This is a genomic window from Neotamlana nanhaiensis (assembly GCF_000943555.1).
Taxonomy (GTDB): Bacteria; Bacteroidota; Bacteroidia; order Flavobacteriales; family Flavobacteriaceae; genus Neotamlana; species Neotamlana nanhaiensis.
In genome coordinates, this window is sequence record NZ_JTDV01000016.1 from 54,441 (window position 1) to 78,682 (window position 24,242).

Genomic DNA, 24,242 nt, shown 5'->3' on the forward strand with positions numbered 1-24,242 from the left:
ATTTTATGGGATATTTTTTCATCCCATACATACCTTTTATATTTTTTTAAATATTACTTTTCTATAGCATCTTTGTCATGTGATTAGTTGCGATGGTGCACGATTCTTCCACTATCCAACTAATGAAGAAACAAATTTTTATTAATTAAAAACTTGTTGTAATGACAAAGATTAAATTCTATAAAATAAATGAAGATGGTAAAATAACCATCTTACATTATACTCTCATTCAATTTTTAGCCCAAAATGGATATTTTTTGATGTTCTTTGAAAAAGGAGGAACAATGCTTGTAAAGATAAAAAATAACATTATTCGAGAAGTTGATGAAAGTGATCTAATAAAGTGTATTCAAAATTACTTAGTAAGTTTAAAGCTAAATAATGTTTTGGAAAAGTTCGCTGTTGGAGTAGGAAGTTATATAAATAAAAAGAAATTAGGGTTACTTCCAAAAATAGAAAGCTTTTCAGATAAAGATAAGTCAGATTGTGGTTGGATATATTATAAAAACACCGCTGTTAAAGTCATGGCAGACTCGATTGAAATTATCCCTTATAAGCAGTTAGATCATAATATTTGGAAGTCTAGAATAAGAACAAGGAACTTTAAGAAGTTAATTTCTAAAAAAGGGCAATTTAGAGACTTTTGCTTTAAGCTTTCAAAATCCAGTGCAGATAGGTTTTTAGCACTTCAGACAGCGATAGGTTATTTAATGCATAGATATAATAATCCAAGTTTATGTAAAGCAATTATCTTAAATGATGAAAAAATAAGTTTTGATGGACAAGCTAATGGAGGTACTGGTAAAAGTTTGATTGCAAAAGCTTTAAAGCATATGGTTAATGTCGTTTTTACAGAGGGCAAAAATTTGAAAATAGGTTCTTGGTTTAGGAATCAAAGAATTGGTGTCGATACGGATATTTCTGTTTATGACGATGTTGGAAAGGATTTTTCAATTGAAACCATTTTTTCGGAATTAACTTCTGGAATTGTAATTGAAAGAAAAAGAAAGGATGAAATTCACCTAAGCGCAAAAGAAGCTCCGAAATACCTAATTTCATCTAATTATATTGTAAAGGGACCAGGAGGTTCGTCTGATGAGAGACGCCGTTACGAATTTGAGCTATCGGATTTTTTTGTAAAAAACCAGCCTTATAAGGTTTATGGGAATCAATTTTTTGATGAATGGGACAAATGTGAATGGGACAACTTTGACAACTTTATGATTGAATGTTTACAAGTGTACCTTAAGCATGGTCTAGTTGAAGCTAGTCCAATAAATTTAAAAAAGCATAGGTTGATTAACGTGAGTTCTGCTGAATTTGAAGCTTTTTCTACGAAGATGTTTACGTCAGATACCTGGCATGATAAACGTAAGATGATTGGTTTGTTTCATATCGAATATCCTCATTTAATAGATATTACGTCACACACTTTTACTAAATGGACAATAGAGTATGCCAAACAAAACAATTTGTCCTACCAGTCTAAATCTTCTGGTGGTATTTATTCGTTTCAGTTAAAGTCAAGAAAGGAGGCAAGCGATGAAGAAGAATAAAAAATCCGCAGGTATAATTTATACCGTAAAGTGTGAAATAACAGGAGAATTTTACGTTGGTGCAACAACAGATTCATTAGAACAGCGAAAACTAGACCATATAGAGCGTGCAAATAGAGGAGAAAAGCATCCTTTTGCAAAAGCTATAGCTACACATGGTGCAGAGGCGTTTACTTGGGAGATGACGGATACTGCTAATACAACAGACGAGCTTGCCAGAAAAGAAAAAGAATACATAAATAAATTAAAATCCAAAGAGACAGGTTATAATTGTAATTCAGGTGGTGGGTTTAAAAAAACAGTGTATCAGTATTCTATTGAAGATGGTAGTCTAGTAAATACATATGATTGCCTACAAAATGCAGCTAGTGCAGTTAGTGCACATAAAAATGCTATTGGAAATGCATGTATAGGACAAAACAAAACTTGTAAAGGGTATTATTGGAGCTATAACTTTAGCGTTCCTTTTAGTCCAGAAAAAGATTTGCGTAAAAAGCAGGTCATTCAATATACGCTTGCTGGTAAACAAGTGGCAACTTATGAATCAGTTGCAGAGGCTAGTAAAAAAACAAGTGTAAGTAAAACTTGTATCAGTAGGGTTTGTCGAGGTGAACGAGAATACAGTGGCGGTTATAAATGGAGCTATAAATCTTAAAAAATTAAAGGCGGTATCTGATTTATACCGCCTTTTTTTCTACTAAATATAAAATAACCTCAATTTGTGCTTCAGGATGAGCCTCAGGGTTTATACATTGTATTCGTGCTTGAAATTTGTCAAAACCATATTTTAATAAGAGTGCAATTTTTCTGCTATCCTGTCGTGGAATGTATCCCAATTTTAATGTTTTAAAATAAATTTCTACGGCATGTTTATCATGCACATTTTTAGGTTCTGGTTTTAAATTTAGCTTTTTACCTATTTGTAGTTTTTTAAAAGCTATAGCACCTTCATAGTACGAAAATCCAGCAATATTAAAGCGTAAAAAATAATCACGTTGCATGTTATTATAATAAAAGTTAATACTGCTGCAATTTTAATGGCTATTAATGCAGTGTATGTGCGCATAATAGTTTAAGTTTACCCAAAAGCGGGTTTATGTCTACTAACAAGCATGCTATAATACGTTATCAAACCTTGGATAAATGCTTCCGTAATACAGGTAAGCGGTATTATATTGAAGATTTACTAAAAGCATGTAATACAGCCATTTTTGAGTTCGATCCAAATTCCGATGGCATAAAAAAGCGTCAACTTTACGACGATATAAGGTTTATGGAGTCTTCTCAAGGTTTCTCCATTATTTTATTAAAAATAAAGGATGGCAGACGTGCTTATTATCAATATGAAGATGCCTCGTTTTCTATTAATAATCAACCTTTAAATAATTTAGAGGCAGAACAATTAAAATCAGCTATTTTGGTATTAACAAGGTTTAAAGGCTTGCCGCAATTTAAATGGGTAAACGAGTTAATTCCTAAATTAGACCAAAGCTTTAATTTATCAGAACACAATCAAGATATTATAGGTTTCGATAATAATCCTTATTTAAAAGGCTTGGAGTTTATTGAGCCCTTGTTTACAGCTATTAATAATAAGCAAGCTATTACAGTTATCTATCAAAGTTTTAAGCACCAAACAGCGCAGCGTTGGGTATATCACCCCTACTATTTAAAACAACATAATAATCGATGGTTTGTATTTGGAAAAAAACAAGATTTTAAGGGTTTAACAAACTTAGCTTTAGATAGAATACAAGCTATTCAGCCTTGTATAGAACCCTATGATGACTCCGAAATGGTTGATTTTGAAACCTATTTTGAAGATGTAATAGGCGTAACAAAACATAACGATGTCTTAATAACTATTATATTACAGGCAAGTACAACATTGGCACCTTATATAAAAACAAAACCACTTCACGGTTCACAAAAAAAAGTTGAAGAAAACGAAAATGGATATACATTTTCTATTGAAGTGATACCTAATTATGAAATGGAAAAATTAATTTTGTCCTTTGGTGAAGACCTTCGGGTTATAAACCCAGAGTTTATTAAGCAAAACATAAAAAACCGATTGCAAAAAGCACAACAAAACTATTAATGCAAATACACTGCACAAGTTGTAAATAATTTTAAACCATGGTATTACAAAATAAGTAAAACCATATTTAAAATTTAAAACACTTGTGCTATGCAACTACACGAATCTATGATTACAGGCGAATTAAAAAGTAAAATTGATAAAATCTGGACAGATTTTTGGACGGGAGGTATCTCTAATCCACTTACCGTTATAGAACAATTTACGTATTTAATATTTTTAAAACAGCTAGACCAAAAGCAAACTTTAAACGATAAAACCGAAAACCTTTTAGGTGTACCAACGGGCAAAAGCATTTATACAAAAGCACAAGCTCCTTTGCGTTGGAGCAACTTTAAAGATAAAGACCCCGAGGTTATGTTCGATTTGTTTACAAAACCACAACGAGACCTTGATGACCTTACAGTTTTCGATTTTATGAAAAATATAGGAGAGCAAGGTGGTGTTTTTGCGCAGTACATGAAAGGCGCTATTTTTATGATTCCTACACCAAAGTTGCTCGATAAGGTGGTGCAAAAAATAGAAGATTTAAATCTAGAAAATAAAGATGCCAAAGGCGATTTATACGAGTACATGCTCTCTAAAATAGCCGAGGCAGGTACCAACGGGCAGTTTAGAACACCGCGCCATATTATACAAATGATGGTGCAAATGGTACAGCCTAAACAAGACGATGTAATTTGCGACCCTAGTTGTGGTACAGCAGGGTTTTTGGTAGCCGCGGGACAATATATTTACGATAAGCATAAAGATTGGTTTACCCAAAAAACATTTCGTGAACATTTTAAAGATAGTATGTTTAATGGTGTGGAGTTCGATCCTACCATGTTGCGTATTGGTGCTATGAACATGCAATTACACGGCATAGAAAATCCAACACTTATAGGTAAAGATGCTCTTAGCGAAGCTAATGCTAACATAGAAAACAAATACTCGCTTATTCTGGCAAACCCACCTTTTAAAGGTAGTTTAGATTACGATGAAGTAGAAAGTAGCTTACTTAAAGTAACCAAAACAAAAAAAACCGAGCTTTTATTTTTAGCCTTAATGTTACGTATGTTAAAAACAGGTGGTAGAGCAGCAGTAATTGTGCCCGATGGCGTACTATTTGGTAGTAGTACAGCACATAAAAACATACGTAAAGAACTAGTAGAAAACCAGCAATTGCAAGCCGTAATAAGCATGCCAAGTGGTGTGTTTAAACCTTATGCAGGCGTAAGTACAGCCATTTTATTTTTTACTAAAACCAATTCTGGTGGAACAGATAACGTTTGGTTTTACGATATGAAAGCCGATGGTTTAAGTTTAGACGATAAACGCAACCTTTTAGTACCAGAAGAAGCATTTGAGCAATGCTTTACCGAACCAGAAAATATACTAGAAGAAGTAAAAGGCAAATGCGACATACCACAAATATTACTAGATGCTAATAAAATAATGAATAGTGCGTCATTGCGAGGAACGAAGCAATCTCTTGAAAAGAACTTCTCAGACCGCACAAAACAAAGCTTTTTAGTGCCTAAACAAGAAATAGCCGATAACCAATGGGATTTAAGCATAAACCGCTATAAAGAAATTGTGTACGAAGAAGTGGTTTACGAAAAACCAGAAGCCCTTATTGCACAAATAAAAACCCTCGATAAACAACGTAACGAAGCTTTGTTAAACTTGGAAAAGATGATGAGTTAATGGAATTTGTTGAATTTGTTAAATTAACAAACAATCTAGATAATAGAAGAATTCCTTTAAATTCTAAACAAAGGAGCGAAAAGGAGTCTAAGCCTTTATATCCATATATCGGGGCTAACAATATAATGGGGTATATCGATGAGTATATATATGATGAAAAAATTTTATGTATAGCTGAAGATGGTGGTAGCTGGGGTTTTAATGAAGTTTGCTCAAAAATTTATAATGAAAAATGTTGGGTAAATAATCATGCGCATGTAGTTACTGCTAAGGATAATACTATTTTAGAATATTTAATGTATTATTTGAATTATACCGATTTATCTCTATATATTAATGGAGCTACTAGGGGGAAGTTAACGAAATCATCATTAAATTCGATTAAAATCCCGCTACCACCCCTAGAAACCCAAAAAAAAATAGCTGCCATTTTAGATGAAGCCGATAACATACGCCAACTTAACCAGCAACTTATTAATAAATACAACGCCTTAACCCAAAGCTTGTTTTTAGAAATGTTTGGCGACCCTGTTACAAATCCGAAAGGGTGGGAGAAGAAGCCAATGAAATCATTAATGAGCATTGTAAGAGGAGGCTCACCCAGACCAATTAAAAATTTTTTGGGAGGAAAAAACCCATGGATAAAAATAGGTGATGCTTCAAAAGGTGATGATATTTATTTGTATTCTACTAAAGAAAGTATAATTGATGAAGGATTAAGAAAAACGAGGTTATTACCTAAGGGAAGTCTAATATTTGCTAATTGTGGGGTAAGTTTAGGGTTTGCCAGAATTATCCAGTTTGAAGGTTGTATTCATGATGGTTGGCTAGCATTTTCTGAGTTTGATGAAAATATAATTGATAAAATTTTTCTTTTGAAAACTTTAAATTCTGTGACAAAATATTTCAGAGACACCGCACCTGATGGAACGCAACCAAATTTGAACACAAAAATTATGGGAGATTATGAAATAATATTACCTCCTATTAAAATTCAGAAGAAATTTGTTGATTCTTTAAAATTAATATATGAACAAAAGCAACAAGCGCAAACGGCATTGCAAAAAAGTGAGGCTTTGTTTAATAGTTTATTGCAAAGGGCGTTTAAAGGCGAGTTAGTGTAGTGTTTTTTGTGGGTAGTAAAAATTACGTGTAAAATAATTTAGCTTATTTATACACCAATATTTTACATATAAAGAAAATGGCTTTTTTTTTATACAACCGCACAACGTGTAAAGAAAATTCAATTATCTTTACATGAATTAAAAACATATAAAGTTTTGTAAAGTTTGTTTACATGAGTTGGCAACCCAAACTATTACCATACACACAAGATTTAGAAACCAAAGCTGTTTTAAAAAAATTAGCATTGGTAAACCGTGCATTGGCAGAACTTAAAGGGTTGGCACAAACTATGCCTCAGCAAGATATTTTAATTAATACCTTAGCTATACAGGAAGCAAAAGACAGTTCGGAGGTAGAAAATATTGTAACCACTCACGACGAAATTTATAAAAGTACTATAACCGCAGAAAAATACTTGTCTCCTGCCACAAAAGAAGTTAGAAATTATGTAGAAGCTTTAAAAAAAGGAGCAAACATAGTAAAGGCAAAAAAAGTATTATCGGTTAACGATATTATTAAAATACAAGAGGTTTTAGAAAATAATAAAGCAGGGTTACGTAAGTTGCCTGGTACAACTTTAAAGAATGATAAAACAGGAGAAATAGTTTATCAACCACCACAAGATGCAGAAACTATTAAATTACTTATGCAAAATCTTGAAGCCTATATTAACGATAAAGCATTAAGTGATTACGACCCTGTTTTAAAAATGGCTATAATACATTTTCAATTTGAAAGTATTCACCCATTTTACGATGGCAATGGGCGTACAGGCCGTATAATAAACATATTGTACTTAGTTCTACAAAACCTTTTAGATATTCCTATATTATATTTAAGTCGTTATATAATAGCTAATAAGCAAGATTATTATAAGAAACTACAAGACGTAAGAGATACGAATAGTTGGGAAGCATGGTTGTTGTTTATGCTACAAGGTGTAGAAGAAACAGCTTATCAAACCATAGATAAGGTAAAAGAAATTAAAAAAGCCATGCAGGAAATGAAAGAAGTACTGCGTAAAAACTATAAATTTTATAGTCACGATTTAATTAACCATTTGTTTAGGCAGCCTTATACTAAAATAGAATTTTTAAAAGACGAACTGCATGTTAGTAGAGTTACCGCAGCAAGTTACCTAAATACTTTAGCAGATGATGGGGTGCTTATAAAAATGAAACAAGGCAAGTTTAATTACTACATAAATTATAGGTTGGTTAAATTGTTTACTAATTAATGTATATATGAGCAACTTTAACTTTTTAAAACCAGATTTTCCAAAGCTGTATAACGAAGCTGTAGTTGCAGAAAAATATACGTTAACCGAGCCTAAATATGCTGCATTATTATCTAGAACCGTTTTAGAGTTAGGCTTGCATTGGTTATATGATAATGATTTAGACTTTACAAAGCCTTATGATACTAAATTAGTGGCTTTACTTTTTCATTACGATTTTAAAAGTAGTGTAAAACCATCGTTGCATAAGGAGTTAGACTTGGTAAGGCGTTTTGGAAACGATGGCGCACATGGTAATGCCGTATCTAAAACAAAAGCTATGGTTGCTTTAAAAGCAATTTTTAGTTTTTCGGTGTATCTCGTAAAGTATTATGGCAATACCCCAGTTGAAATTCCAACTTTTAACGAAACTTATATACCTGTAAATAATCAGGCAACAGGTAACATTACAAAAGCGCAGCTTAAAACATTAGCTGAAGAAAAGGAGGCTCAACTTAAACAATTAAGAGAAGAACAGGCTCAAAAAGAGGCTTTGTTAAAAGAAAACGAGCTTTTAAAAAAGCAAGTACGTCAACAACAGCAGGAATTAGCTAAACGTAAAGAGAAACGCCAAAAGGAAGTTATTCCTGAACGCGATATTCCGCAGCTTACACCAGAGCTTGAAACACGAAAACTGTATATAGATGTGTTGCTAAAAGAAGCAGGTTGGCACACTTTAAAAAAAGGTATAGATATTGAATACCCTGTTACAGGAATGCCAAAAAGCACCAATCCTTCAGGTACAGGCTATGTTGATTATGTGTTGTGGGATAATAATGGTTTACCGCTTGCAGTTATTGAGGCTAAACAAAGTTTACACGATGCCAGAAAAGGAAAACAACAAGCCCTTTTATATGCTAATTGTTTAGAGCAATCTACAGGACAACGTCCCATAATATTTTATTCAAATGGTTTCGATACGTATTTATGGGATGATTTGTTTTATCCAGAACGCGAAGTATTTGGGTTTTACACCAAAGAAGAGCTTCAGTTTTTAATACAGCAGCGTAAAAACAGGAAAGATATTAGGCAGTATCAAGTAAATACACAAATTGCAGGACGCCCCTATCAGTTAGAAGCTATAAAACGTGTTTCAGAAACATTAGTTACAACGTTTCAGAATACGTTAAAGGGCAAGCATAGAGAAGCACTTTTGGTTATGGCTACGGGAAGTGGAAAAACAAGAACTTCGGCAGCAATGGTAGATATGTTTACCAAGTGCAATTGGGCAAAAAGGGTGCTGTTTTTAGCCGATAGAAATGCCTTGGTAACACAAGCTAAAAATGCTTTTAAAGAACATTTACCCCATTTAAGTGCTATAGATTTAACTAAAGAAAAAGAAGATAACAACACGAGGTTGGTGTTTTCTACATACCCTACTATAATGAATAAAATTGACAGCATTGTTGATGATAATAGGTTTTATGGGGTAGGGCATTTTGATGTAATTATAATTGACGAAGCGCATAGATCGGTTTACCAAAAATATGGCGCTATATTTAATTATTTTGATGCGATTTTAATTGGTTTAACAGCAACACCAAAAAAAGATATAGATCATAATACTTATGGGTTGTTTGGTATAGAAGATGATAACCCAACTTTTGCTTACGAGTTAAATCAAGCTGTAAAAGACGGTTATTTAGTGCCACCAAAAGCTAAAAAAGTACCTATACAATTTTTAGAAGAAGGTGTAAAATACAATCAACTTTCCGATCTAGATAAACGTAAATACGAAGAACAGTTTGGCAGTTTTGAAATAGAACCAGAAGATGATACGGCGCAAATTGATAAAAACCAGTTAAATAGTTTTCTTTTTAATACCAAAACCATTGATGTTGCCTTAGATTTTTTAATGAATGAAGGGATAAAGGTAAATGGAGGCGATAAACTTGGTAAAACTATTGTGTTTGCAAAAAACCATAGACATGCCCTTTATATTGAAGAACGATTCAATAAAAATTATCCAGAATATGGCGGTTCGTTTTTGCGGGTAATTGATAACTATGAAACTAAAGCACAAGATTTACTTGACAAGTTTACAGACGATAAACAAGAAATAGATCCACAAATTGCTGTGTCTGTAGACATGATGGATACAGGTGTAGATGCTCCTAGAGTTGTAAATTTAGTGTTTTTTAAGTCTGTAAAATCGTATGCTAAGTATTGGCAAATGATTGGGCGAGGTACGCGATTAAGGCCAGATTTATTTGCTCCTGGAGAAGATAAGACCCATTTTTTAATATTCGATTTTTGCGGTAATTTCGAATTTTTTGATGAATTTCCAGATGGTGTAAAAACCAATAGTTCAAAAACTTTATCTCAAAAAATATTTGAAACTAAACTGCAAATAGCAATAGCATTAAGAAGTAGTAGCGAGTCCAGTGCTAACGAGGATGATTTAGCTAAAAAATTTATTCACGAATTGCATGAGGCTATAAATACTTTAGATGAAACTCGTTTCGAAGTTAGAAAGTCGTTGCGCTATGTTAAGGATTATAAAAACATACAACGTTGGCAAAATTTATCAATAGGCGATGTTTCAGATATTTGTACCCATTTATCGCATTTACCTATTATTAGTCAAAAAGAAGATGAATTAGCTAAGCGTTTCGATGTCTTAGTATTAAGGTTGCAACAGGCAGTAATTTTAAAATCTAAGGCTGTTACAGGACTAACAACAACTATTTACGGTATAGGAGAGCAATTATTTAAAAAAAGAAATATACCAGCTGTAGCCAATAAGTTAGAAGTTATTAATCAAATTAAAAACGCCACATTCTGGAAAGAAGCTGGTGTTGTTCAAATAGAACATGTTAGAACAGAGTTAAGAGACTTGGTTAAGTTTATTGATAAAGAAGATGTAAAGCCAGTATATACAGATTTTCAAGATACCTTACTTTATGATAAAGTTGAAGAAAAGGATATAATGGCATCTTATGCTAATTTACAAACCTACAGGGATAGAATTGAAGTTTTTATACGAAAGCATAAATCCCACTTAGTTGTTAATAAGTTGCATAATAATATTCCTATAACGCAAAAAGAGTTAGCGTTGTTAGAGTCTTTCTTATATGACGGCACAAATAGTACTAAGGACGATTATAAAGGTAAAATAGGAGATATGCCGCTAGGTAGTTTTATTAGAAGTGTAGTGGGTTTAAACATAAGTGTGGTAAATCAGCTATTTGCCGATTTTATAAATAACGAAAATTTAAAAGCTGCGCAAATTACTTTTATTAATACTTTAATCAACTATTTAAACGTAAATGGTACACTAGACAAATCGTTATTAGTAAAACCGCCCTTTAATGAATCACATGACTCTGGAATTATAGGTGTTTTTGAAGATGAACACGATGTTAGGCAAATTATTTCAATTATAGATAATGTTAATGATAATGCAGGGTAGCATTGTAGGCTGTTAATTAAAGTTAGTTATGGAATTATTTAATTTAAAGAAAGATAAAGTAGAGAAAATAGATGTAAAATCTTTTAAACTCGAAAAAGAAATTCAAGATTTAGTTGAAAATAATTTAGAAACAATTTTTCAGCTACAACTAGTAAAATCGGAATTTACTGTTGGTAATTACAGAATAGACTCGTTATGTTTTGATTCTGATAACAATGCTTTTGTAATTATAGAATATAAAAAAGGAGCAAGTTATTCGGTTATAGATCAGGGGTATACTTATTTGCAATTGTTGCTTAATAACAAGTCAGATTTCGTTTTAGCGCTATCTCAGTATCAGAACAAAGTTTTAAAAACTAGTGATGTCGATTGGAGTCAATCAAAAATAGTTTTTGTTTCTCCTTCGTTTAATGCTTACCAAAAGGATAGTGTAAATTTTAAAAATTTGCCTTTCGAGCTCTGGGAAATTAAGCGTTTTGGTAACGATATTATTGTTTTAGATAAACATGAAATAAGTTCTAAAGAGAGTATATCTTCGTTATCTACGTCTAGCACACAAAATATTATTACTTCAGTAAATAAAGAAGTTGTAGTGTATGGAGAGGAACATCACGTTTCACCCGAAAATAATCAGATTTATAATATTTGGTTAGAATTAAAAGAACGTTTTTTCGAATTGGGAGAGGTAAGTTTAAATCCAAAAAAGCATTATATAAGTTTAGTAAACGATAATAATAAAGCTATTTGTTTTTTAAATTTTAGAAAGACTAAAATAATTTTAGATGTTCCCAGAGGTAACATTAACACCGATGGAAGTACTTCAAAAGAATACTTTACTTTTGATGACCCCAAAAAAATCGCTAAGGAACATTCTTGGGAATGGAAGAGAGGTACCAAAGGAACAGTTTATAAAATTGAGGTTTCTAAAGGAGTTGATTTAGACTATGTAATGTTTTTAGTCAAGCAGAAATTTAAAAGTTTAAATAATTAGGCTTTAAAAAAGGTTTCAATAAAACCGCTTTTTCATTAAACAAATGTTAATCAGATAGATAGGTCGGTCGCGTAGAGCCCAGCCTGAGGAGCAAAAAGCCTAACAGAAATGTTGGGCTTTTTTTATTTTAACTCATTACTGTTTTTAACGCTTCAATAACTTTTTTAGAACTTCCAATAAATATTTTGTCTTCCAAAACAATTACTGGTCTACTTAAAAAAGTGTAATGCTCTAAAATGTAGTTTTTGTAATCGCGCTCGGATAAATCTTGGTTTTTTAAATCCATTTCTTTGTAGAGCTTTGCTCGTTTGCTAAATAAAGCTTCATAACTTCCCGAAAGCGCTTTCATTTCCTCAATTTGCTTCACTGTTATAGGCTCGCTTTTTATGTCTTGTAATATAAAGTTCTCAGATAAATTAAGATCTTTTAAAATTCTAGTACAAGTATTACAGGTTTTTAAATAATAGACTTTTTTCATGTTTGTTTTATTTTGAACAGTAAATTAGCGGTATATTTAAACCAAAAATAAACAAATGGATTTCGTATTTAAAGTTTTAAATAACACACGTGGTATTTTTAAAAAAATTATAGAAGAAAACACACTTGAAGATTTAAATAAAATACCAGAAGGTTTTAATAATAATGTTATCTGGAATATTGCCCACATTATTGTAACAGAGCAATTGTTGGTTTATAAATTATCTGGTTTAGAGGTTTCTGTTTCAAATGAGATGATAAACAAATACCGTAAAGATACAAAACCTGACGGTGCTATTTCGCAACATGAAGTTAACGAGATTAAAAACTTATTAATTTCAACTATACAAAATACCGAAGCCAATTATAAGGCTGGTGTGTTTAAAACGTTTAATGAGTATACCGTGTCTACAACAGGAAACACCTTAACCAAAATAGAAGACGCTTTACAATTTGCTGCTGTTCACGAAGGATTGCATTATGGGTACATTTTGGCGCTATTAAAGGCTGTTAAAAGCTAAATACGGCGCTGCGTCCTTAAAAGGTATTACAAACTCAATTATTCCTGTTGAGTACGGAGCGATTTCGTAAGTATTGTATAATAAAACGATGCCTTCGCTATTATAGGCAATGTTTTTTGGGAGGTTGAATTCTGTAGGTTCAAATAAAATGTTTTTATCATCTAAATTTTTATCGAAAAACATTTTTGCTAGAGTTTTAAAACCGTCAAAATCGCTAAATAAATCAGAAGTGGCGATTGAGTTGCCCGTAGTGGTGTCGAAGTTTTTAAATACTATATGAGTAAGCCCATGTGCACCACCGGTATAAGCGTAAGTAGTAATAGCAATTGAAGCTAATTCGGGAGATTGATACATCACTTCAGCGTCTATTTGAGTTTCCCATGGTGGGGTGGCTTCTTTTACTTCATCAGAAAAAGCATTGTAGGCTTGGTTAAATAAGGCTATGCTTTCTTCTACAGATTTTGATTTAGGAGTTTCTGTATTACCTATATGTAATGCATTTATAAGAGCTGCGTTAAGTTGGTTGTTTATTTTTAATGCAATTTTTGAATCGCCTATAGCTTTAATTGTATTTATTTCTACAAGCTTGTTGTGTTCAATATTTATACTAATTTCATTAAATTCGATAGGTGTTGATTCTTCTTTACAATTAAAAAAAGAACTGATAAAAAAGAATATAACGAGGTAGTGGCTAAGTTGTTTCATGAAGCATTTTAATACCTTTAAAAATAAAAAATGCAATTAATACAGCCTATTAATTGCAAAAAACTTAACAATATTTTAAAAATTGAAAATTAATTAAGGTAATAAACGTAACCAACATTAAACCAAACCAACCAATCGTTGTGTTTATTAAATTTAAGTTCGTGGTTTAGCCCATCAACCCAATCGCTAAAGTAATACTGCCATCTAAGATCTAAAAGTAAATCAGATAGTTTCGTTAATTTATAACGCACGCCAACACTTGCAACTGCAGACCATGCAGAAAACGAAGAAGTATCAATTGGATATTCACGAGTAGTTCCGCCATCTAACGGTGGTAAATAACTTTGATCTTTGTACCAGGGCGAGTAAATATTATCTTCGTTATAAATATTACCATCTCCAAAGGTAGTTGTTGCTTTTGGAGAACTGCAGGTATAGTGCACTCCTAAACTAATATACGGTGCAAATTTATAAGCAAATCCTTGAAAATCTCGAATACTTAACGGGAAATATTCAAGTTGCGTACCAATATCTAAATTACTTGCAATACCACTATGTGCTCTAAGTCTATCTGCATCTAACGACGTTCTGTTGGCATCAACCCATTTTCCAAAGTGATTTAATTTAGTGCGGTTGTACGAAAGTTCGTTTCGCAATTTAAAATGGTCGTTAAAATAAGTATCGGTTGTATAGCAGTTACAATCAGCTCTATATGCGAAGTTTATATAGTGAATTAAACCAATTCCAAAACCTGTATTGCCAAAATTAGTTTCGTTTTCATCTCTGCCACCAAAGTCTGATCGGAATTGAACTGGACCAGCAACAACACCAATTTCATGAGAAAAGCCTAATTGAGCCTTTACAGTTTGTATTGAAACAAACAGCAGGAATAAAGAAACTAAGTGTTTCAAGTTAAGCATAATAAGGTTTGTTTTTCTTGAGGCAAATTAATGTTCACAAATATATAAAAACTGCGATAACAAACAAATAATATTAGTTAAGAGGGAATTTGTGATTTTTTTATTGCGAAATTATAAAAACATCAACGTTTAAATTATAGATATCGTATATTTGTGGCGAAAAATTATTATTTTAATAAATTAGCATTGCAATACTATTGTATATGAAAAAAAACATTGAAGAATTTTTAGATCTTGTAAAACAGAGGAATGGTCATGAACCAGAATTTTTGCAAGCTGTAGAGGAAGTTGCCGAAACGGTAATTCCTTATATTGTTAAACACGACATATATTATGGTAAAAATATTTTACTGCGAATGGTTGAACCCGAACGATTAATTTCGTTTAGAGTTTCATGGGTGGATGATAGCGGTGAAATTCAAGTAAACCGCGGATATCGTATACAAATGAACTCTGCTATTGGCCCATATAAGGGTGGTTTGCGTTTTCATCCAACTGTAAATGCTAGTATTTTAAAATTTTTAGCCTTCGAGCAAGTTTTTAAAAACTCGTTAACAACATTACCAATGGGTGGTGGCAAAGGAGGTAGTGATTTCGATCCTAAAGGAAAAAGTGATAACGAAATTATGCGTTTTTGTCATGCTTTTATGAGTGAACTATTTAGGCATATTGGACCAAATACTGATGTTCCTGCGGGAGATATTGGTGTTGGTGCACGCGAAATTGGTTTCCTTTTTGGTATGTATAAAAAATTGCGTAACGAATTTACCGGAGTATTAACAGGTAAAGGATTATCGTGGGGTGGTTCTCTAATTCGTCCAGAAGCAACAGGTTACGGTACGGTGTATTTTGCAGAAAGTATGTTAAACACAAAAAATGAATCTGTAAAAGGTAAAACCGTTGTAATTTCTGGGTCGGGTAACGTGGCTCAATTTGCCGCCGAAAAAGTATTGCAATTAGGAGGAAAGGTAGTAACCTTATCTGATTCTTCGGGGTATATTTACCATGAAGGAGGTATTGATGAAGCCAAACTTAAGTTTGTAATGGAGCTAAAAAATGTTAAACGTGGTAGGATTAACGAATATCTCAAGCAATATCCAAATGCAAAGTTTGTTTCTGGAAAAACACCATGGGAAGTGCCTTGCGATATCGCGTTACCTTGTGCAACCCAAAACGAATTAAACGAGAAAAATGCCAAAACACTTTTACAAAATGGTTGTATTTGTGTTAGCGAAGGTGCGAATATGCCATCTACTAAAGGTGCCATTTCCGCTTTTCATGATGCTAAAATTTTATTTGCGCCAGGAAAAGCATCAAACGCTGGTGGTGTAGCTACATCTGGTTTAGAAATGTCGCAAAATTCGTTAAGAATTAGTTGGACGCGTAAAGAAGTAGACGATCGTTTAAAAGGTATTATGAAAAATATTCACGATTCTTGTATTGAATATGGAACCGAGGATGATGGTTATATTAATTACGTAAAAGGTGCCAATATTGCTGGCTTTGTAAAAGTTGCCGATGCCATGTTAGCCCAAGGTATTGTTTAAAAATACTTTATTTCATAAAAAAAAGCTTCACTTTTACTGGTGAAGCTTTTTTGGTTTTACGTGCTTATGCTATTTAAAGCTGCTTTTTTATTATTTTCAAGGTTTTAGTATTCTTATATATATCTTCTAAGCGTACAAAATATAAACCTGGAGCGGTTTGATTTAATTCTATTTTTTCTATTGAATTATCATTAACTGTTAAAATTTCTTTACCAAAAGTGTTGTAAACGGTAACTTTCTTTATAAGGTTTTTGGAGTTTATATTGACAACATTGTTAAACGGATTTGGATGTAAACTAAAAGTACCTAAGGTATTTGTTTCTGTATTTAACGACGATGTAATTTCAAAGGTATGGGTTACTGTTTTACCTTGGTATGAGGCTTGCCATTTCCAAGTGCCAATTTGATCGAAAATACCGCTGTAGTACCAATACCAATACGATGAGTTGTAGGTATCGGTAAAGTCGAAATTCCAATTGTAAACCACCGAGTCGTCAGGTCTTATAATTTGAAGGTTTATAGCTGTTGAAGCTTGTTGATCGCGCATGTATAATGCAAAATATACCCTTTCGTTATCAGCAAAACTGTTAACTTCATTAGTAGTTTCACTGGTTGGACAATCGTTAAAAACAGGAGGTGTGTTGTGGGTTAAAACCGCATTTATGTTAGGGTTAGCATAAGGTTTTTGTTCTTGCCACCACGATTCGGAATTTAAACTATTGCAGCTTCCGGCATACGGATCGATTAATTGGCTATACGTGTTATCTTCATAAACCTCGAAATGTAAATGCGGTCCTGTAGAATTACCCGAGCTACCTACAACGCCTAAATATTCGCCTGCTGTTACGGTTTCTCCAACGTCTTTTGTGGTTAACGATCCGTTTTTTAAATGCCCATACCACGATATACTGCCATCGGTATTTTGCACATAAACAGCATTCCAGATATTATTGTTAAAACTGCAGCTTCTATCAAATTCACCGTCGTTTTTAGCAACAATTTGTCCATCGGCCGCAGCAATAACTTCGGTGTAGTTATTATCCATTTGGTGCCACCTAAAAGGCCATAAAAACACATCGATGCCCTGGTGATTATAGCCTGCCGAAGTATCGTAAGTTTTGCTACCACAATTATAATCGGTGAGTTGGTCGGGGTAAGCCGTGTTGTGGTCTACATAGTTAGAAATTCCCCAAGTATCGTTATAACTTGCATGTGCCGCTTTTTTTATGGGCCAAATAAATTTGGGATTGGGAATGTTAGTCGATTTTTTGTACTTGAGTTTTCCCGTAGCTTTAAGTTGATTATAACTTTTTTTAAGGGTTTCTTTTATTGCGGCGCGTTGGGTATTTGTTAAACAAGGCATGTTTTGGTTTATCTTAAATTCACCGCCTTCAGCATTAAAAAGCACTGAGTTTTGTTGTGCTTCAATGGTTGCAAATGCGCAAAAAGTAATGAGGAGTACGTAAAACTGTTTCATATTCAGGATTAATTAAAGTGATTTTTAACCATATCGCATAAATTTCAACATGTCATCAATTTAAGTTAAAATTCATTTACTTCCTTCAAATATTTCAGAAAATTCTTAGTTTTATTTGATTTGGATTTTTTCTGAAGAAAATATTAAATTGTTAAAAATTAGCATGTTTATTTCCTAAGTAAATAATGTTATCTTTACGCATTAAAACTATTTACAAATCGTTATTCGTAATAAATTAATTATTAGCGAATTCAATATATACTTTATTAATATATGGCTTGTGCAAGTTGCTCAACTAAAGATGGACAACCAAAGGGTTGCAAAAATAATGGCACGTGTGGTACAGATAGTTGCAACAAATTAACCGTTTTCGATTGGTTATCTAACATGTCGCTACCTACGGGCGAACAACCTTTTAATTGGGTTGAGGTACGATACAAAAATGGCCGAAAAGAATATTATCATAATACCGAAAATTTAACGCTTAGTATGGGCGATGTAGTTGCCACTCAAGCTAAATCGGGACACGATATTGGCGTTGTTACCCTTACGGGGGAATTGGTGCGTGTACAAATGAAACGCAAAAAAATAGCAACAGACATCAAGGAAGCTTTAAAAATTTACCGAAAAGCAAGTCAAAAAGATATTGATATTTGGCAAAAAGCACGCGACCGCGAAGAACCTATGAAGGTTAAAGCACGCCAGTTTGCAATAGATTTAAGATTGCAAATGAAAATATCTGATATCGAATTTCAAGGCGATGCCAGTAAAGCTACATTTTATTATACGGCCGAAGAGCGCGTAGACTTTAGAGAACTAATTAAAGTGTTTGCACGTGAGTTTCGTACAAGAATTGAGATGAAACAAGTTGGGTTTCGTCAAGAAGCCGCTAGACTTGGCGGAATTGGTTCTTGCGGACGCGAATTGTGTTGTTCTACTTGGTTAACCGATTTTCGTTCGGTAAGTACATCAGCAGCGCGTTATCAGCAACTATCTTTAAATCCGCAAAAGTTGGCAGGCCAATGTGGTAAATTAAAATGTTGTTTAAATTACGAGCTCGATACTTATTTAGATGCGTTGAAAGATTTTCCTAAAGTTGAAACCAAAATTCAAACCGAAAAAGGTACTGCTGTTTGCCAAAAAACCGATATTTTTAAAGGGCACATGTGGTACGCTTATGAAGGCGAATGGATGAATTGGCATAAAATTACTACCGAGCAAGCCAACGAAATTATTGCCCTTAATAAACAAAATAAAAAAATTGCAAGCCTCGAAGAGTATGCTAGCGACGTGGTTGAAGATACTAAAACCAATTTCGAGAACGTTGTAGGTCAAGATAGTTTAACGCGTTTCGATAGTCCAAAACGACCTAGAAAACGTAAAAACAATAGAAACAAACAAAATAACGGGAATAAAAACAACGGGAATAGCAATAATAGTAGTAACAACCGTAACCGTAATAACAACCGCAATAATAACAAGAATAACAACAACAAGCGAAGAAAACCTCAAAGACAAAAATCTGATAATGGCTCGAAATAATGTTATTTTATTGTTGGTAATTGTTGTAATAAGCGCCATGTCCTGCGATTCCAATCGGGTGTTCGATACGTTTAAATCGGTGCCAAATCAATGGCATAAAGATTCTATTGTGAGTTTTAATATAACACCGCCCGATTCAACTAACGCCTATAATTTATTTGTTAATTTACGAAATACTAATGCCTACCAATTCAACAATTTATTTTTAATTGTAGAAATGCAATTTCCACATGGCAAAACCATAAAAGATACTTTAGAGTACAGAATGGCAGATCCAACAGGCAAACTTTTAGGTACCGGTTTTACCGATGTTAAAGAAAATAAATTATGGTATAAAGAAGGTGTTGTTTTTAACGAAACAGGTAATTACACGGTTAACATACAGCACGCCATGCGCGAAAATGGTAAAGTTAATGGCGTAGAAGAATTAACAGGTGTAACCGATGTTGGTTTTAGGGTAGAACATATAGCAAGTACTAATTAACGGCTTTTTTTTAAATTATGGCTAAAGCAAAAAAACAAGAAAACGAAACACAAGGCTTTACTAAATACATTCGCTGGTTTTGGTGGTTATTTTTAAGTGGTGTTTTTGCTGTTATTTTCATTTTTTTATTAGCATCTTGGGGTGCTTTTGGTGAGATGCCAGACCATACTGTTTTAGAAAATCCTAAAACAAATTTGGCTACCGAAATTATATCTTCCGATGGAAAAACCCTTGGTAAATTTTATTTCGATGATAACCGTACACCGGTAGGTTTCGATCAATTACCTCAAAATTTAGTTGATGCTTTAGTCGCGACCGAAGATGCTCGTTTTTTCGATCATTCAGGTATCGATGCTCGTGGTACTTTACGTGCTATAGTAAAGTTAGGCGCTGGAGGTGGTGCAAGTACCATTTCGCAGCAATTAGCCAAACAATTGTTTCATGGTGAAGGTTCAAAAAACATAGTGGAGCGTGTCTTACAAAAAGCCAAAGAATGGATTATTGCCATACGTTTAGAACGCCAATACACCAAAGAAGAAATTATAGCACAATATTTTAATATTTACGATTTTGGTAATAACGCCGACGGTATTCGTAGCGCTTCCAGAATTTATTTTAACAAAGAACCTGAGGCGCTCGATTTAAAGGAGTCGGCGATGTTGGTTGGGATGTTTAAAAATTCTTCATTATACAATCCAAGACCAGGAAAAAATCCTGTTGGTGTAAAAAATAGACGAAATGTTGTTTTACAGCAAATGTATAAATACGATTATATTTCAGAAGCTGTTAAAGATTCTTTACAAAAAACCGAACTCGATCTAAACTATACTCCAGAAACGCATAGTCAAGGTATCGCGACCTATTTTAGAGAATATTTACGTGATTTCATGAAAAAATGGATTAAAGAGAATCCTAAACCTGATGGTGAAAAATGGAGTTTATACAACGACGGACTTAAAATTTACACCACCATCGATTCGCGTATGCAAAAATATGCCGAAGATGCGGTGGCGCAACACATGCCAAGGCTACAGGCGGAGTTTTTTCATCAAAATACACCGGATAGAAACCCAACCGCGCCGTTTTTAGATTTAGAGAAAGATGAAATTACCAATTTAATGAATCGCTCTATGCGACGATCGGAGCGTTGGAGACACATGAAATACGATTTAAAAAAATCGAATAAAGAAATAGAAGATTCGTTTTATAAACCAACGCAAATGGAAGTTTTTGCCTGGGTTGATGGTAAACCAACCGAGATTGATACCATTATGAAGCCAATCGATTCTATGCGTTATTACAAATCTTTTTTACGTACAGGTATGATGTCTATGGATCCGCATACAGGGCATGTAAAAGCGTGGGTTGGTGGTATGAATTATAAACACTTTCAATACGACATGGTAAAACAAGGAAAGCGCCAAATAGGGTCTACTTTCAAGCCTTTAGTGTATACAGCAGCTATCGATCAATTACACTATTCACCATGCGATGAGTTTCCAGATGTGCCATATTGTATAGAAGCTAATAAATATGGAAATCCGGAAGAATGGTGTCCAAAAAACTCGACGCCAGACTATGGTGGAACCCGATCATTAAAAAACGCCTTAGCAAATTCGGTAAATACAATTACCGCGCAGTTAATAGACAAAGTTGGTCCGCAAACCGTAGCCGATTTAGCTCAAAGACTTGGAATAGAATCTGATATTCCTGCAGTGCCATCAATTGCTTTAGGTACACCAGATATTAGTGTTTACGAAATGGTTGGTGCCTATTCTACGTTTGCAAACCAAGGTGTTTACACCAAACCAGTTATGGTAACCACAATTGAAGATAAAAACGGGACTATTTTATACCAATTTAAACCAGAAACACGCGATGTTTTAAGTGAAGAAACAGCGTATGTTACAGTTAAATTAATGCAAGGTGTTACCGAAGGTGGTTCGGGTACGCGCTTACGTACTGTAGGTTACGATAAATGGCGTGCAGAATACAGAGAAGTTATTACAGGATATCCGTACCAGTTTACAAACCCAATAGCTGGTAAAACAGGTACTACACAAAACCAAAGTGATGGTTGGTTTATGGGGATGGTTCCAAATTTAGTAACGGGTGTTTGGGTTGGTGCCGAAGATAGAGCGGCGCATTTTGCTAGTATTACTTACGGACAAGGCGCGTCGATGGCTCTACCTATTTGGGGTGTTTATATGAAAAATTGTTACGCCGATACCGATTTAAATATCTCAAAAGAAGATTTTATTGCTCCAAAAGAGTTAACAATTAACATTGATTGCTCCGTTAAAGATGATGACGATAATGCTTCAGATGATACTCCAAATACCGAAGAAACTTTAGATGATTTGGATTTTTAACTAATACTTTTAGCAAAATCAACAAAAAACGCCACCGATTCGGGGTTTTTCATAGCGTCAATATTTATGCTTTTTTCTAAAGGCATTTTAAGTAAAATCTTTTTTACCGGTGCTTCCATTTTTTTTCCGCTAATCGTATACGGTATATCTGGAACTTCAATTATCGCATCTGGAATGTGGCGTGGTGAATATTCGGTTTTAAGTTCGTGTTTTATTAGGGCTTTTAAATTATCATTTAAAACTTGGTTGGGTTTCATTTTTACAAAAAGTGGCATGTAATGGTTACCACCTTCAAGTTCTAAATTAACAATTAAAGCATCTTCAATTTCGGTGATGTTGTTTATAGCTCTGTAAATTTCGGCAGTACCAATTCTAATACCGTGTCGGTTTAAAGTAGCATCAGAACGTCCGTAAATTACTAATCCTTTGGTTTCAGAATTAATTTTTATAAAATCGCCGTGGCGCCATTTGCCTGGGTAATCTTCAAAATAACTGGATTTATAACGTTTGTTTTCGGCATCATTCCAAAAATAAATAGGCATTGAGGGCATAGGTTTATCAATTACCATTTCGCCTAATTCATCTTCAACTGTTTCGGCTACATCATTATAAGCAAAAAGCGATACGCCTAAAGCTCTACATTGAATTTCACCGGAATACACAGGATACTCTAAACAACCACCAACAAAAGCAGTACAAACATCGGTGCCACCAGCCATTGAGCATAGCCAAACATCATCTTTAATGTGCTTATAAACATACTCGAAAGCATCGGGAGGCAGTGGTGCGCCCGTAGAACTAATAGAGCGAATGGACGCCAAATTATGAGTTGTTTTTGGCGATATATTGCGCTTCATACTCGCGACTAAAAACGGTGCGCTTGTGCCAAAATGTGTGATGTTTACCTTATCGGAAAAATCCCATAGCGCATTGAAATTGGGAAACGTAGGAGAACCATCGAACAATACCATGCTGGATCCCATGAGTAATGAAGCTTGCAAGAAATTCCACATCATCCAACCGGTTGTAGAAAACCAAAAGTAGTTTTCGTTAGGTTTCACATCGTTGTGAAAAGCCATATATTTTAAATGTTCTAATAAAATACCACCAGTGCTATGCACAATGGGCTTTGGAAGTCCTGTTGTGCCCGAAGAGTATAAAACCCAAATAGGATCGTTAAATTCAACTGGCGTGAATTCTAAAGTTTCGGTAGTGTTGTTCCAAAGGGTTTCAATACTTGTATAATGTTCTGGAAATGTGTTAGCTTCCTTTATGTAATTATGAATAACAACTTCTTCTAGCGATGGTAATGCTTTAACAATACTATTTACAACATCGGTTTTATCGTAGGGTTTTCCGTTGTAATAATAGCCGTTAACAGCAATTATTACTTTTGGATTTATTTGCGAAAAGCGGTCTATTACACTATCAACGCCAAAATCTGGCGAGGTGCTCGACCAAATTGCGCCTAAACTATTTGCTGCCAAAAAACAAATGGTGGCTTCGGGTATGTTGGGTAAAAACGCCACCACACGATCGCCTTTTTGTATACCAATACTTTTAAAATATTGTGCCATAGCGGCAACTTTAAGCTTTAATGCTTTCCAAGTTATATTTTTTATGGTGCCTGATTCGTGACCAAAAATAATGGCTGTTTTGTTGGCTTGGTAATTTTTAAAAATATGTTCGGCATAGTTTAGTGTAGCGCCTTCAAACCATTTTACACCAGGCATGTTGTAATTTGATAGTACGTTTTTGTATGGTGAATGGAAGCTAACATCGAAATATTGGGTAATGCTTTTCCAAAAATCTTCTATATGCGTAATGGACCAATTCCATAAGTCTTCATATGAATTAAACTGCAGATTGTAATGCGTTGATAACCAGTTTTTATATTTATTTAAATGGCTTTGTTGCGTAACGCTTCTTGGTGGTGTATAAAGTGGTGCAACTGGCATAGTTTGTATGTTTTTAGTTTAGCTGATTTCGGTGAAAAACATTTTAAATGTTAAAAAAACATGTATTTCGACGAAAAAATATGTTTTTT

Annotated in this window: 19 protein-coding genes; 13 read left to right on the plus strand and 6 right to left on the minus strand. The window is 33.7% G+C overall.

The features are described from left to right. Positions 1-161 precede the first annotated feature (161 nt). Positions 162-1,556 (plus strand): primase-helicase family protein, encoded by a 1,395-nt coding sequence (locus PK35_RS15510; protein ID WP_044627490.1) that lies wholly within the window; start codon positions 162-164, stop codon positions 1,554-1,556. After that, positions 1,543-2,211 (plus strand): NUMOD1 domain-containing DNA-binding protein, encoded by a 669-nt coding sequence (locus PK35_RS15515; protein ID WP_044627491.1) that lies wholly within the window; start codon positions 1,543-1,545, stop codon positions 2,209-2,211. The genes PK35_RS15510 and PK35_RS15515 overlap by 14 nt, the downstream gene beginning before the upstream one ends. Positions 2,212-2,233: 22 nt before the next feature. On the opposite strand, the gene PK35_RS15520 is transcribed toward PK35_RS15515, so the two are convergent. Continuing rightward, positions 2,234-2,557: an HIRAN domain-containing protein gene (locus PK35_RS15520; protein WP_044627492.1), complete on the minus strand. Its 324-nt coding sequence runs from the start codon at positions 2,555-2,557 to the stop codon at positions 2,234-2,236. 95 nt (positions 2,558-2,652) lie between these two features. Here PK35_RS15520 and PK35_RS15525 point away from each other — a divergent pair, with 95 nt between their 5' ends. The 6 genes from PK35_RS15525 to PK35_RS15550 all read left to right on the plus strand — a co-directional run bounded on the left by PK35_RS15525 (position 2,653) and on the right by PK35_RS15550 (position 12,150). Further along, a complete protein-coding gene (locus PK35_RS15525; protein ID WP_044627493.1) occupies positions 2,653-3,657 on the plus strand; it encodes a helix-turn-helix transcriptional regulator in 1,005 nt (334 codons plus the stop codon). Between the two features lie 90 nt (positions 3,658-3,747). Continuing rightward, the gene (locus PK35_RS15530) at positions 3,748-5,346 is read left to right on the plus strand and encodes a class I SAM-dependent DNA methyltransferase (protein WP_238320931.1); all 1,599 of its coding nucleotides are present in this window, start codon (positions 3,748-3,750) and stop codon (positions 5,344-5,346) included. Then, complete coding sequence (locus tag PK35_RS15535; protein WP_052826042.1) at positions 5,346-6,470, plus strand: restriction endonuclease subunit S; 1,125 nt, start codon at positions 5,346-5,348, stop codon at positions 6,468-6,470. Before PK35_RS15530 ends, PK35_RS15535 begins: the two co-directional genes overlap by 1 nt. Positions 6,471-6,643: 173 nt before the next feature. Further along, on the plus strand, positions 6,644-7,708 hold the full coding sequence (locus tag PK35_RS15540) for a Fic family protein (protein WP_044627495.1): 1,065 nt from the start codon (positions 6,644-6,646) through the stop codon (positions 7,706-7,708). A 7-nt stretch (positions 7,709-7,715) separates the two neighbouring features. Beyond that, entirely contained in the window at positions 7,716-11,159 is a 3,444-nt protein-coding gene (locus tag PK35_RS15545; RefSeq protein WP_044627496.1) for a DEAD/DEAH box helicase family protein, read from the plus strand. 28 nt (positions 11,160-11,187) lie between these two features. Next, positions 11,188-12,150 (plus strand): PDDEXK family nuclease, encoded by a 963-nt coding sequence (locus PK35_RS15550; protein WP_044627497.1) that lies wholly within the window; start codon positions 11,188-11,190, stop codon positions 12,148-12,150. Positions 12,151-12,277: 127 nt separating this feature from the next. Here the strand turns inward: PK35_RS15550 and PK35_RS15555 are convergent, their stop codons facing one another. Beyond that, a complete protein-coding gene (locus PK35_RS15555; protein WP_044627498.1) occupies positions 12,278-12,628 on the minus strand; it encodes an arsenate reductase family protein in 351 nt (116 codons plus the stop codon). Positions 12,629-12,683: 55 nt separating this feature from the next. On the opposite strand from PK35_RS15555, the gene PK35_RS15560 reads away from it, so the two are divergent. Beyond that, entirely contained in the window at positions 12,684-13,148 is a 465-nt protein-coding gene (locus PK35_RS15560; protein WP_044627499.1) for a DinB family protein, read from the plus strand. Here the strand turns inward: PK35_RS15560 and PK35_RS15565 are convergent. After that, a complete protein-coding gene (locus PK35_RS15565; protein ID WP_044627500.1) occupies positions 13,128-13,853 on the minus strand; it encodes a DUF3298 and DUF4163 domain-containing protein in 726 nt (241 codons plus the stop codon). The two genes, PK35_RS15560 and PK35_RS15565, sit on opposite strands and share 21 nt — an antisense overlap. A gap of 89 nt (positions 13,854-13,942) precedes the next feature. Beyond that, complete coding sequence (locus PK35_RS15570; RefSeq protein ID WP_044627501.1) at positions 13,943-14,773, minus strand: THC0290_0291 family protein; 831 nt, start codon at positions 14,771-14,773, stop codon at positions 13,943-13,945. Positions 14,774-14,976: 203 nt separating this feature from the next. On the opposite strand from PK35_RS15570, the gene gdhA reads away from it, so the two are divergent. After that, positions 14,977-16,320 (plus strand): NADP-specific glutamate dehydrogenase, encoded by a 1,344-nt coding sequence (gene gdhA / locus PK35_RS15575; protein ID WP_044627502.1) that lies wholly within the window; start codon positions 14,977-14,979, stop codon positions 16,318-16,320. Between the two features lie 73 nt (positions 16,321-16,393). Here gdhA and PK35_RS15580 read toward each other — a convergent pair whose 3' ends face one another. Beyond that, positions 16,394-17,797, minus strand: a complete 1,404-nt coding sequence (locus PK35_RS15580; protein ID WP_044627503.1) for a peptidoglycan DD-metalloendopeptidase family protein — start codon at positions 17,795-17,797, stop codon at positions 16,394-16,396. Positions 17,798-18,070: 273 nt separating this feature from the next. On the opposite strand from PK35_RS15580, the gene PK35_RS15585 reads away from it, so the two are divergent. From PK35_RS15585 to PK35_RS15595, 3 genes are read left to right on the plus strand one after another with little or no spacing between them, the layout of a single operon-like run. Continuing rightward, entirely contained in the window at positions 18,071-19,339 is a 1,269-nt protein-coding gene (locus tag PK35_RS15585) for a PSP1 domain-containing protein (protein ID WP_044627504.1), read from the plus strand. After that, positions 19,326-19,823 carry a gliding motility lipoprotein GldH gene (locus PK35_RS15590; RefSeq protein WP_044627505.1) on the plus strand — a complete coding sequence of 166 codons (498 nt, stop codon included), beginning with the start codon at positions 19,326-19,328 and terminating at the stop codon, positions 19,821-19,823. The genes PK35_RS15585 and PK35_RS15590 overlap by 14 nt, the downstream gene beginning before the upstream one ends. A gap of 17 nt (positions 19,824-19,840) precedes the next feature. Then, positions 19,841-22,195: a penicillin-binding protein 1A gene (locus tag PK35_RS15595; protein WP_044627506.1), complete on the plus strand. Its 2,355-nt coding sequence runs from the start codon at positions 19,841-19,843 to the stop codon at positions 22,193-22,195. On the opposite strand, the gene PK35_RS15600 is transcribed toward PK35_RS15595, so the two are convergent. After that, a complete protein-coding gene (locus tag PK35_RS15600; protein WP_044627507.1) occupies positions 22,192-24,153 on the minus strand; it encodes an acetoacetate--CoA ligase in 1,962 nt (653 codons plus the stop codon). The two genes, PK35_RS15595 and PK35_RS15600, sit on opposite strands and share 4 nt — an antisense overlap. Positions 24,154-24,242 lie beyond the last annotated feature (89 nt).